This is a genomic window from Paracoccus sp. KR1-242 (assembly GCF_049446195.1).
GTDB classification, from domain to species: Bacteria; Pseudomonadota; Alphaproteobacteria; order Rhodobacterales; family Rhodobacteraceae; genus Paracoccus; species Paracoccus broussonetiae.
In genome coordinates, this window is sequence record NZ_JBMSED010000015.1 from 131,819 (window position 1) to 142,958 (window position 11,140).

At 65.0% G+C, this 11,140-nt stretch carries 10 protein-coding genes; 7 read left to right on the forward strand and 3 right to left on the reverse strand.

The genetic code is table 11. The features are described from left to right. Nucleotides 1-42: 42 nt before the first annotated feature. The 5 genes from ACO2Q4_RS20915 to ACO2Q4_RS20935 are packed head-to-tail and all read left to right on the forward strand — an operon-like array spanning nt 43 to nt 4,697. The gene (locus ACO2Q4_RS20915) at nt 43-207 is read left to right on the forward strand and encodes a hypothetical protein (protein WP_311760360.1); all 165 of its coding nucleotides are present in this window, start codon (nt 43-45) and stop codon (nt 205-207) included. Then, on the forward strand, nt 207-1,388 hold the full coding sequence (locus ACO2Q4_RS20920) for a vWA domain-containing protein (RefSeq protein WP_423321686.1): 1,182 nt from the start codon (nt 207-209) through the stop codon (nt 1,386-1,388). The genes ACO2Q4_RS20915 and ACO2Q4_RS20920 overlap by 1 nt, the downstream gene beginning before the upstream one ends. A 27-nt stretch (nt 1,389-1,415) precedes the next feature. Continuing rightward, nucleotides 1,416-2,099: a M48 family metallopeptidase gene (locus tag ACO2Q4_RS20925; protein ID WP_423321688.1), complete on the forward strand. Its 684-nt coding sequence runs from the start codon at nt 1,416-1,418 to the stop codon at nt 2,097-2,099. 55 nt (nt 2,100-2,154) lie between these two features. Then, nucleotides 2,155-3,354 (forward strand): hypothetical protein, encoded by a 1,200-nt coding sequence (locus tag ACO2Q4_RS20930; RefSeq protein ID WP_423321690.1) that lies wholly within the window; start codon nt 2,155-2,157, stop codon nt 3,352-3,354. Next, a complete protein-coding gene (locus ACO2Q4_RS20935; RefSeq protein WP_395133297.1) occupies nt 3,351-4,697 on the forward strand; it encodes a cytochrome P450 in 1,347 nt (448 codons plus the stop codon). The genes ACO2Q4_RS20930 and ACO2Q4_RS20935 overlap by 4 nt, the downstream gene beginning before the upstream one ends. Before the next feature lie 15 nt (nt 4,698-4,712). Here ACO2Q4_RS20935 and ACO2Q4_RS20940 read toward each other — a convergent pair whose 3' ends face one another. From ACO2Q4_RS20940 to ACO2Q4_RS20950, 3 genes are read right to left on the reverse strand one after another with little or no spacing between them, the layout of a single operon-like run. Further along, nucleotides 4,713-6,185: a carboxypeptidase M32 gene (locus ACO2Q4_RS20940; RefSeq protein ID WP_311760355.1), complete on the reverse strand. Its 1,473-nt coding sequence runs from the start codon at nt 6,183-6,185 to the stop codon at nt 4,713-4,715. Next, nucleotides 6,182-7,327 carry a heme A synthase gene (gene ctaA / locus ACO2Q4_RS20945; RefSeq protein WP_423321692.1) on the reverse strand — a complete coding sequence of 382 codons (1,146 nt, stop codon included), beginning with the start codon at nt 7,325-7,327 and terminating at the stop codon, nt 6,182-6,184. Before ctaA ends, ACO2Q4_RS20940 begins: the two co-directional genes overlap by 4 nt. Before the next feature lie 54 nt (nt 7,328-7,381). Beyond that, nucleotides 7,382-8,110 carry an RNA methyltransferase gene (locus ACO2Q4_RS20950; protein WP_423321694.1) on the reverse strand — a complete coding sequence of 243 codons (729 nt, stop codon included), beginning with the start codon at nt 8,108-8,110 and terminating at the stop codon, nt 7,382-7,384. Nucleotides 8,111-8,195: 85 nt separating this feature from the next. Here ACO2Q4_RS20950 and ACO2Q4_RS20955 point away from each other — a divergent pair, with 85 nt between their 5' ends. After that, nucleotides 8,196-8,807: a thiamine phosphate synthase gene (locus ACO2Q4_RS20955; RefSeq protein ID WP_311760352.1), complete on the forward strand. Its 612-nt coding sequence runs from the start codon at nt 8,196-8,198 to the stop codon at nt 8,805-8,807. 168 nt (nt 8,808-8,975) lie between these two features. Then, nucleotides 8,976-10,535 (forward strand): glutamine-hydrolyzing GMP synthase, encoded by a 1,560-nt coding sequence (guaA, locus tag ACO2Q4_RS20960; RefSeq protein WP_311760351.1) that lies wholly within the window; start codon nt 8,976-8,978, stop codon nt 10,533-10,535. Nucleotides 10,536-11,140 lie beyond the last annotated feature (605 nt).

Here is an 11,140-nt window from a genome sequence, read left to right on the forward strand (position 1 = left end):
GTCCACTCGACAGACGGACTTCAGAGGGCTATCTGCGATGACATGATCGTTATCGCAGCACTCATCCTTGGCGCGCTTATCGGTTGGTGGCGCGCGTCCCGACTGGGCGGAACCCGACCCGACAAATTCCAGTATGCCGCGGCCCATGCCCTTGGATTCGCAGTCATCGGGATCTTCCTGACCGTGCTGGTCAGCCGGATGACCTGATGTTCCGCCCCTTTCTGGAGAACCTGCGCCAGCACGGAGTCCCTGCAAGCCTGCGGGAATATCTGGATCTGCTGGCGGGGCTTCAGGCAGGGCTTTCGGACTGGACGCCCGAAGGATTCTATCACCTGTCCCGCGCCGTCCTGGTCAAGGACGAGGCGCATCTTGACCGTTTCGACCGCGCCTTCGCCCAGACCTTCGCCGGCCTGGACGACATTCCGGTCGAGGCGCTGGTCAGCAACGCCGCGATCCCGCGTGAATGGCTGGAAAAGCTGGCCGAGAAGCTGCTGACCCCCGAAGAGCGCGCCGCGATCCAGGGGCCGGGCAGTTTCGACGAGTTGATGAAGCGCCTGCGCGAAAGGCTGGCAGAACAGAAGGGTCGTCACCAAGGCGGCAACAAGTGGATCGGAACGGCCGGCACCTCACCCTTCGGAGCCTATGGCTACAACCCCGAAGGCGTGCGCATCGGACAGGACGAAAGCCGCCACCGGCGTGCGGTCAAGGTCTGGGACAAGCGTGAGTTCCGCGATTTTGACGATTCCGTCGAACTCGGCACGCGCAACATCAAGGTCGCGCTGAAGCGCCTGCGCCAATGGGCCCGCCACGGCGCGGCCGAGGAACTGGACCTGCCGGGCACTGTCCGCGCCAGCGCCGAACATGGCTATATAGATGTCCAGACCCGCCCCGAACGCCACAACGCGGTCAAGGTGCTGCTGTTTCTGGATGCCGGCGGCTCGATGGACGACCATTCGCGGATCGTGGATGAACTGTTTTCGGCCGCGCGATCCGAGTTCAAGCATCTGGAACATTTCTATTTCCACAATTGCATCTATGAGGCCGTGTGGAAGGACAACCACCGCCGCTGGACCGAAACGACGCCGACATGGGACCTGCTGAACCGCTTCGGGCGTGACTACAAGGCGATCTTCGTGGGCGACGCGTCGATGTCCCCCTATGAGATCGCGGTCCCCGGCGGTGCAAACGAACATTGGAACGCCGAAGCGGGCGAGACATGGCTCAGGCGTCTGCGCGAGGCTTGGCCCGACAATGTCTGGCTGAATCCCGTGCCCCGCAACCAGTGGCACCATGTGCCTTCGGTCCAGATGGTCGACGGGATTTTCGACGGCAGGATGCGCCCCCTGACGCTGGAAGGCCTGACCGAGGCGATGCGGCTTCTTGGCTGACGCGCGCGGGTACTCCATATTCCTGCCATGCTGAAACTGACTCCAATCCTGCTGATCCTGCTTTACGCCCTCGCGATGTGGTATTTCTCGCTCCTGCGGCTCAAGGCAGAGTTGAACCAACGCTCGACACCACTGAATCATCCCGCGTTGAAGCCGATGCTGCAACGGCTGGGAAAGGCGATGGACCTGCCCCCGATCCGGGCCCATGTCTATGAGATCGCGCCCGTGAACGGGCTGGCCGCGCCGGATGGCCGCATCTTCCTGACCCGCGGCTTCATCGATCGCTTGGACAGCGGCGACGTGACCGAGGCCGAGCTTGCCTCGGTCATCGCCCATGAGCTGGGCCATGTCGCGCACGGACATGCGAGGCGGCGGATGATCGACTTCGCGGGCCAGAACGTGATGCGGATGGTGCTGGCCGGGGTGCTGGGCAGGTTTCTGCCGGGCATCGGCGTCTGGATCGCCGGACTTGCCACCGGAGCGATGGCCGCGCGGCTGTCCCGGCAGGACGAATTCGAAGCGGACGCCTTTGCCAGCGCGCTGATGGTCAAGGCCGGACTGGGCACCGGGCCGCAGAAAAGCCTGTTTCGAAAACTTGATCGGCTCAGCGGAAACCGGAGCACGACTCCCGCGTGGCTGATGTCGCATCCGCGCATAGATGCCCGGATTGCCGCCATCGAGGCGCTGGAGGCGCGCTGGGGCGTCAGCTAGGCTTGTCCACCACCGCGATTGGCCTATGCTGCGGCCGCAAAGCAATTGAGCCGCAATGACCCGACCCTTTCGCCGCCGCATCCTTTACCTTCCCGGCTATGACCCCATTCCGCCGCGACGCTACCGCGAGCTTTACAAGCGCGAGGGCGCGAAGCAGGCGGCCATATCGGGCTACGACCTGGAATTCGGATCGCGCCGCGACCGCACCGGGTTCGGCTGGGGTGTGAACGGCAATTTCAACGGAACTTCGACCGAAACCGAAATCGAGGTTCTGGTCTGGGCCGATATCGTCCAGGGTTCGATGGGCCAGTCGATCCCCGCGACCTATGCCCAACTGTTGCAGACCGCCTGGACCTATATCGGCACCGGCGCACTGTTTCGGCTGATGCGCCTGCGGCGGGGGCCGGTTCTTGCCGCGCTTTACCCGGTCGTCGTCCTGCTGGCGCAACTGTTCGTCGCGCTGCTTGCTGGTGGGCTGATCGGCTGGTTTCTGGGCCGTCTGACCGGGCTTGGCGCCTGGCTGGGGGTTCCTGCCACGCTGGCGATCACTTGGATCGGGCTGCGGCTGTGGCAACGGATCGACGGCAGGATCTTCGCCTATTACCTGATGCATGACTATGCCTTTACCGCGCAGCATCTTGGCGCCTATCCGCCCGCGCTTGAAGATCGGCTTTCCGCCTTTGCCGACCGCCTCGCGCAGGTGCTGTCCGAGGATTGGGACGAGGTGCTGATCGTCGGCCACAGCTCGGGCGCTTACCTTGGCGTGTCGGTTCTGGCGGAATTGATCGCGTCGGGGCGGGTCCGCCCGGACGGGCCGAAGCTTGCCTTCCTGTCGCTTGGTCAGGTGGTGCCGATGGCATCCTTCCTGCCCGGCGCCAGTCGTTTGCGCGCGGACCTGCGCGCGCTGTCGGCGCGGGACGAACTGGCCTGGATCGACGTGACCGCACCGGGCGACGCCTGTTCGTTCGGGCTGTGCGACCCGGTCGCGGTATCCGGGGTCGAGCCGCCGGACCGCAAGCATCCGCTGATCCTTTCCGCCGCGTTCCGCCAGACCCTGTCGCCAGAGCGGCAGCGGGAATTGCGCGGCAGGTGGTTCCGGCTGCATTTCCAATATCTTTGCGCCTTTGACCGTCCGGGTGACTACGACTATTTCGCGATCACCGCCGGTCCTCTCACGCTGGCGGATCGCTTCGCCGGGCGCCAGCACTCGCCCGGCCGGATCGCTCGTGCGGTGAACGGCTGGACCACGACATGATCCCGCCGAAACCACCGTCGCGCCGGGGCAAGGGTTCCGTCTGGCGTTTCATCCGCGATTTTCGCGGCGATATCCTGTCCGCGCAGTCGGATCGCCTTTACCGGGCGTGGATGGCCGAATTCCGCGGCCCCTTCATCCACAGCTTCACCTGCAACGATCCGCAACTGGTGGATCTGGTCCTGCGCCGGCGCCCCATGGATTTCCCGAAATCCCCACGCATGGCGGCGGGATTGCAGCCGCTGCTTGGCAATTCCAGCTTCATCTCGAACGGCGCGACCTGGTTGCATCAGCGCCGGATCATCGACATCGCCTTTGCCGGGGGCCGCCTGCGCGAGGCCTTTCCGGCGATGTGGGACGCCTCGGAGGCAGCGGTCGCACGTCTGGCGCCGCTGGCCGACGGAACCGAAACGGATATCGAGCCGCAGACCGGCCATGTTGCGGCGGATGTCATCTTCCGTTCGCTGTTCTCGATCCCGATCGAGGATCAGGTCGCCTCGCAGGTTTTCGACGCTTTCCGCGAACACCAGGCCGCGCAACCGATGGTGAACCTCGGCGGGCTGCTGACCTTGCCCCGCTGGGCGCGTCTGCACGGTCGGAACGTGCGTACCAGCGCAAGGCGCATCCGGGGACTTATCCAGTCGCTGATCCGCGAGCGGGCCGAGCGGATCGCTGCGGGCACCGCGCCCGCCGATCTGGCGACCAAGATCATGACCACGCCAGACCCGGTCACCCAGAAACGCTTTACCGACAAGGAGATGGTGGACGAGGTCGCGACCTTCTTCCTTGCCGGGCATGAGACCAGCGCCTCGGCCCTGGCCTGGGCGCTTTACCTGCTCGCCGAGTATCCCGAGTGGCAGGACCGGATCGCGGACGAGGCCGAGCGCGCCCTGACCCCCGATTTTGCCTGCGTCAAGCAGCTTGAAATCTCACGCGCCGTATTCCGCGAGACGCTGCGGCTTTATCCGCCGGTGGCGATGACGGTTCGCGAATGCCGCCACGCGACCAGCCTGCGCGACCGCAAGGCCCCTGCGGGCGCGCAGGTCGTCCTGTCGCCCTGGCACCTGCATCGCCACCAGCGCCTGTGGGACAATCCCGACGGGTTCGATCCCGGAAGGTGGCAGACCGAGAATGGCAAGATCTGCCAGCGCGACGCCTATATCCCCTTCTCGGCAGGGGCGCGCGCCTGTCCCGGCGCGGGCTTCGCGATGATCGAGGGGCCGTTGATCCTGTCGGCGCTGGTCCGCGCCTATCGGCTGGAACCGCCGGCAGAACCGCCGGTCCCGGTCATGCGCCTGACCCTGCGCGGCAAGAACGGCATCCGCCTGCGCCTGACTCCACGCTAGGCGGATGCGACACGGTCAAAGCCGATAGATGGCGCCGAACTTCTCTTCCAGATAGTCCAGCAGCGGTGCTTCGCTGATCTGCTCGCCGGTCGCGTTCTCGATCAGCGTGCGCGGGGGGTAAAGCGCGCCGTGGCGCTGCATGTTCTCGCGCAGCCATTCGACCGCGGGGGCGGCGTCGCCCTGTGCCAGGAAGCGGTCCAGATCGGGCAGCGCCTGCCGCATCGAGCGGTTCAGGCAACCGGCATAGACATTGCCAAGCGCATAGGTCGGAAAATAACCGAAAAGCCCCACCGACCAGTGCACGTCCTGCAGCACGCCATTCGCCGGACGGTCCACGGCGACGCCGAAATCCTTCAGGAAGCGCGCATTCCACGCCTCGGTCAGATCCTCGACATCCAGCCGTCCCGCGATCAGGTCACGCTCCAGATCAAACCGCAGCATGATGTGCAGGTTGTACTGGACCTCATCGGCCTCGGTCCGGATGAAGCCCGGCGTGACCCGGTTCACGGTCGCATAGAAGGCATCGGCATCGGGGACGGACAGGCCGTCGAACGCATCCGACATGCGCTGATACAGCCAGCCCGAAAAGGCGCGGCCGCGGCCGATCTGGTTTTCATAGATCCGGCTCTGACTTTCATGGGCGCCCATCGAGACGCCCCGACCCAAGGGGGTAAAGGCATAATCGCTGTCGATACCCAGTTCATAGCTGGAATGGCCGACTTCGTGGATCGTCGAGTAAAGACAGTTGAACGGATCGGATTCGACGACACGGGTCGTGATCCGGCTGTCCTGCCAGCGCCCCGAGCTGAAGGGATGCACCGCAATGTCCATCCGCCCGCGGGTCCAGTCATAGCCGAAAGCGGTGGCACAGGCGCGCGCCAGGCGAAGCTGGGTTTCCTGCGCGAAATGGCCCTGCAGCATCGCGGGCTGGTATTCGGCACCCAGCACCTCTTCGCGCAATGCGACCAGACGGGGGCGCATGGCGTCGAACAGGGCCGCGATCTCGGCCTGGGTCGCGCCGGGTTCGTAATCCTCCAGCAGCGCGTCGTACAGGTCGCCGCCATCGGCCAGCGCCGCCGCCTCTTCGCGCTTCAGCATCAGGATGTCGTTCAGGACGGGCAAGAAATCCTGCGGCGCGTCGTTGGCGCGTGCCTCGGCCCAGACCCCTTGAGCAAGCGAGGTCTGGCGCGCCAGTTCCGTCGCCAGTCGCGCCGGAATGCGGGATGCGCGGCGGAAGTCGCGGGCGATCAGGTCAAGGATGCGTTGATCCTCGTCATCCTCGGCCCCCGCCTGTTCAAGCCATTCGCCGATCCGGGGGTCGGTGCGACGCTCGTGCAGGACGGCCTCGATCGCGGCCATTTCCTCGGCCCGCTGTTCCGCGGCACCACGTGGCATCACCGTCTCCTGATCCCAGCCCAGCCTTTCGGCAATCGAGCTCAGGGCCTCGGTCTGGCGCTGGAAGGCGAAGAGGTCGTCGAAGGCGCTCATCTGACGGTTCCACGTATCGAGGTTTCATGAGGATAGCGGGCATGGTGCCGCGCGCGGATGATCATCGTGAACAGCAGCACCGCCCCAAGCTGGTGGGACAGCGCCAGCGGCAGCGGCGAGGCATGCATGACGTTCATGATGCCCAGGAAAACCTGCACCGCCACCGCAGCGATCATCGCCGTGAATGCACCGCGCGTCACCGGATGCGGAGAGCGGCGCGCGCGTAGCCAGATGACCACGGCAAAGATCGTCAGCAGATAGGCCACCATGCGATGCACGAATTGAACGAGCGCCGGGTTCTCGAAGAAGTTGCGCCAGCCCAGGGCAGCATCCCAAAGCTCCGCCGGAATCCACTCGCCCCCCATGGTCGGCCAGCCGGTATAGGTGCGGCCCGCGTCGATCCCCGCGACCAGCGCGCCAAGCAGCACCTGTACGAAGGCCAGGTGCATCAGCCCGGTGGACATGCGGAAAAGCCGCGGTTCGCCGGCGCGCCGCGCTCGTATCAGCGCGGATTCCGGCCGCCCAAGGGACAGCACCCACCAGGCGATGACGCCAAGGATCGCGAAGGCCAACCCCAGATGCGTCGCCAGGCGGTATGAGGCCACGCGGACCATGTCTCCCGACAGGCCGGAATGGACCATCCACCAGCCGATCGCGCCCTGCGCGCCGCCAAGTGCCCCCAGAAGCAGCAGGCGCGGGGTCCAGCCGACCGGAATGCGACGGGTGGCAAGGAAAAAGAAGAACCCCACGGCCCAGACCAGCCCGACCAGGCGCCCCAGCAAACGGTGCGACCATTCCCACCAGTAGATTTGCTTGAACCCCGCCAAGTCCATGTCAGGATTGACCTCACGGAACTGGGGAATCTGCTGGTATCTGTCGAACTCGGATTGCCAGGTCGCCGCGTCCAGCGGCGGCAACGCTCCGGTGACGGGTTTCCATTCGGTGATCGACAGGCCCGAGCCCGTCAGCCGCGTCGCGCCGCCAAGCGCGATCATGGATGCAACCATTACGAAAAGCAGCACCAGCCAGATGCGGATCGCGGTCCGCGCGCCGCGCGGGCCGGTTTCGATCATCCCGCCGGTGGGCGGCGTCGTACGCGGCGTTGCCTCGGCAACATCCTGAAAGACGGGGCGTCTTGCCATCTCAGCTTCCTTGTCGGTGGCCCTGACCTTGACCGGCCTCGGCCGGGAAATCAATCAATCGCGGCGGACAAGTTGCCGCAGCATGCCGTGGAAAATGCGAGTGTCGGCCTTGGTCAGCGGCAGGCGCGACCACAGGTTCCGTAATGTCAGCTTCATCGCCGGGGCCTTTTCCGACGGGAAGAAGAACCCGGCGTCATCCAGACGCTCTTCCCAATGGTCCGCCAGCTTCTCGATCTCGATCCGGGTCGCGGGCACTTCGCCATCGGGGCGGCGCCCATGCGGAGCGGGCTGCGCGGGCAGCAGGTCGCGCGACCACTCGTAACCGGTCAGAAGCACCGCCTGCGCGAGATTGAGCGAGGGGAAATCGGGATTGACCGGAACGGTGATGATCGCGTTCGCCCGCGCCACGTCGTCATTTTCCAGTCCCGCGCGCTCTGGTCCGAAGATCACGGCGACGCGGCCGCCGGTGGCGGTCCGTTCGCGCGCATCGCCCATCGCCTGTGCGGGGGTCAGCACCGGCTTGGTCAGTTCCCTGCCCCGCGCCGTGGTCGCATAGGCATAATCGATATCCGCCATGGCCTCGGCCAGGGTCGGATAGACGCGGGCCTGATCCAGCACCTTGCCGGCCGCGCCCGAGGCCATGGCGATGGCCTTGGGGTTCGGCCAGCCGTCACGCGGCGCGACAAGCCGCATGTCGGTCAGCCCGAAATTCAGCATGGCGCGCGCGGCAGCGCCGATATTTTCACCCATCTGCGGGCGCACAAGAATGATCGCTGGTTCCATGCCGGGGCCATATCCTTAGCTTGACCTACTGGCAAGCGGCACGGCTCTGCGCTATCTGCTGAACGAACACGAGGATGACAGCGCCATGACAGAACAGCCGAACTCGCCCCAGCTTTACCTGATGACCCCGGTTGGGGCGACGGCCTCGACAGTGGGACCGCTGCTGGCCGATGTGCTGGACCGCTTCCCGGTGGCCTGCCTGCGCATCCCCGGCGCCGGAACCGAGGATGACCTGGGCCGTCTTGCCGATCTCGCACGCGAGATCGCCCATGCCCGCGATGTCGCAGTCGTCATCGACGACCATATCCAGCTGGCGCTGCGCCACGGGCTTGACGGCGTCCATCTGACCGATGGCGCACGCAGCGTCCGCTACGCCCGGCGCGAACTGGGCGCGGATGCCATCGTCGGCGCCTTTTGCGGGTCGTCGCGTCACGACGGCATGAACGCTGCCGAGGCAGGCGCAGACTATGTCAGCTTCGGCCCCTGCCGCGCCACGGTCCTTGGCCATGGCGAGATCGCCGAGCTGGACCTGTTCCAATGGTGGTCCGAGACGATCGAGGTCCCCGTGGTCGCCGAAGGTTCGCTGACCCCGGCATTGATCGGCCAACTTGCCCCGATCAGCGATTTCATCGCGCTTGGCCCCGAAATCTGGTCCGAGGATGATCCGATCGAGGCGCTGAGCCTGCTCTGGCGCTGACACTGGGGGTCGCACCCTCGCATGGGTATTTGAAAACGGTGAAACCCGGCGCCGCGGTGCCTCTTCCAGGGGCTTTCGGCTTCACTGTTTCACAAATACCCCTGCAACCGTGAAGCCGTGGCAAGGCTGCCTCTTGCGAACGTCCCGGACCCGGCCTAAAGCCTGTCCATGACCCAGCATCAGCGCCTTCTCATCGTCGATTTCGGCTCCCAGGTCACGCAGCTTATCGCGCGTCGACTGCGCGAGCTGAGCATCTATTGCGAAATCCACCCCTTCAATACGGTCGATGACGCCTTCCTGCAGCGTTTCGCGCCGCAGGCGGTGATCCTGTCAGGCGGCCCCGCCTCGGTGACCGAGGCCGGCTCGCCCCGTGCTCCGCAAGGGCTGTTCGACCTTGGGGTGCCGGTCTTCGGCATCTGCTATGGCCAGCAGGTCATGATGGAGCAACTGGGAGGCCGTGTTGAATCCGGCCACCACGCCGAATATGGCCGCGCCTTCATCGCGCCCGCCGAGGGCCACAAGGGCGACGGCATCTTTGCGGGGCTGTTCGACAGCGGGCGCGAGGAAGTCTGGATGAGCCACGGCGACCGCGTGACCGCGCTTGCCCCCGGCTTCGAGGTCATCGGCACCTCGCCCAACGCGCCCTACGCGATGATCGCTGACGAAACGCGCAAGTTCTTCGCCGTCCAGTTCCACCCCGAGGTGCACCACACTCCGAATGGCCGGACCATGTTGGAGAACTTCGTCCGCATGGCGGGCCTGACCGGCGACTGGACCATGGCCAGCTACCGTCAGGAAGCGATCCGCAAGATCCGCGATCAGGTCGGCGACAAGAAGGTGATCTGTGGCCTGTCCGGCGGCGTCGACAGTTCGGTCGCGGCGGTCCTGATCCACGAAGCGATCGGCGACCAACTGACCTGCGTCTTCGTCGATCACGGCCTGCTTCGGCTGAACGAGGCCGATGAGGTCGTCACGATGTTCCGTGACACCTACAACATCCCGCTGATCCATGCCGACGAAAGCGAATTGTTCCTGGGCGCGCTGGAAGGCGTCTCGGACCCCGAGGTCAAGCGCAAGACCATCGGCAAGCTGTTCATCGACGTGTTCCAGAAATACGCGAACGCCATCGAGGGCGCGGAATTCCTGGCCCAGGGAACGCTTTACCCCGACGTGATCGAATCGGTCTCGTTCAGCGGGGGCCCTTCGGTCACGATCAAGTCGCACCACAATGTCGGCGGCCTGCCCGAGAAAATGGGCCTGAAACTGGTCGAACCGCTGCGCGAGTTGTTCAAGGACGAGGTTCGCGCGCTTGGCCGCGAACTGGGCCTGCCCGAGAAATTCATCGGCCGCCATCCCTTCCCCGGACCGGGCCTGGCCATTCGTTGCCCGGGCGAGATCACCCGCGAGAAGCTGGAGATCCTGCGCAAGGCGGATGCGGTCTTCATCGACCAGATCCGCAAGCACGGACTGTATGACGATATCTGGCAGGCTTTCGTCGCGATCCTGCCGGTCCGTACGGTTGGCGTGATGGGCGATGGTCGGACCTATGATTTTGCCTGCGCGCTGCGGGCCGTGACCTCGGTCGACGGGATGACGGCGGATTACTATCCCTTCACCCACGAGTTCCTGGGTGAGACGGCGACGCGGATCATCAACGAGGTCAAGGGCATCAACCGCTGCACCTATGACATCACCTCGAAGCCGCCGGGCACGATCGAGTGGGAATGATCCGGTCACTCTGACTGTATGAACGTCTTGGACGGCTCGGGATCGCGCGATTCCGGGCCGTCTTTCTTTTGGCCGGTTGCTGGACAAGAGCCGGAAATTCCGGCGACCCGATGCGCATCTGCATCGTTCCAACGCAACGCTGACGAACAAGTCGCACGGCGCAGATCATGGAATCAGCCGCCGATTGAGGGTATTCGCGCCATCCTGCGGCGGGCGGGTCACGGGAAGCCTGCAAAACCGTCGATCCCGCCCGCAACTTTTCGGGTCAAGTCGTGGAAACTCTGGACAGATCGCGACTTCGGGCGGAAACTGTCGATATGCCGGTCCTGGTCGCCGCGCCTCTCCTGCAGTTGAATGCCGCACCGCGCGCGCCCCGGATTGCTGCTTTTCCCCGGTCATCGGGGTTCCGTCTTCGCCTGCCCAGCCATGTTTCCCCGATTGAAACCGAGGTGCATCACGATGAGGACCATTCCGCAGCTTCTCGCCCCTGCGCTGTGTCTTGCGGCTTTTCCCGCGTTTTCGGAGGATCTGACCTTCACGCATCCGTCCGGGGCGACGGTGAAGTTCTATGGGCAGATCGTGCCGACCTATCAAAGCGTGGACGA

What these genes read in the sequence shown, in the direction of transcription:
- ACO2Q4_RS20915 (WP_311760360.1), top strand. Translation starts at nt 43, where the DNA reads ATGATCGTTATCGCAGCACTCATCCTTGGCGCGCTTATCGGTTGGTGG.
- ACO2Q4_RS20920 (WP_423321686.1), top strand. Translation starts at nt 207, where the DNA reads ATGTTCCGCCCCTTTCTGGAGAACCTGCGCCAGCACGGAGTCCCTGCA.
- ACO2Q4_RS20925 (WP_423321688.1), top strand. Translation starts at nt 1,416, where the DNA reads ATGCTGAAACTGACTCCAATCCTGCTGATCCTGCTTTACGCCCTCGCG.
- ACO2Q4_RS20930 (WP_423321690.1), top strand. Translation starts at nt 2,155, where the DNA reads ATGACCCGACCCTTTCGCCGCCGCATCCTTTACCTTCCCGGCTATGAC.
- ACO2Q4_RS20935 (WP_395133297.1), top strand. Translation starts at nt 3,351, where the DNA reads ATGATCCCGCCGAAACCACCGTCGCGCCGGGGCAAGGGTTCCGTCTGG.
- ACO2Q4_RS20940 (WP_311760355.1), bottom strand. Translation starts at nt 6,185, where the DNA reads ATGAGCGCCTTCGACGACCTCTTCGCCTTCCAGCGCCAGACCGAGGCC.
- ctaA (WP_423321692.1), bottom strand. Translation starts at nt 7,327, where the DNA reads ATGGCAAGACGCCCCGTCTTTCAGGATGTTGCCGAGGCAACGCCGCGT.
- ACO2Q4_RS20950 (WP_423321694.1), bottom strand. Translation starts at nt 8,110, where the DNA reads ATGGAACCAGCGATCATTCTTGTGCGCCCGCAGATGGGTGAAAATATC.
- ACO2Q4_RS20955 (WP_311760352.1), top strand. Translation starts at nt 8,196, where the DNA reads ATGACAGAACAGCCGAACTCGCCCCAGCTTTACCTGATGACCCCGGTT.
- guaA (WP_311760351.1), top strand. Translation starts at nt 8,976, where the DNA reads ATGACCCAGCATCAGCGCCTTCTCATCGTCGATTTCGGCTCCCAGGTC.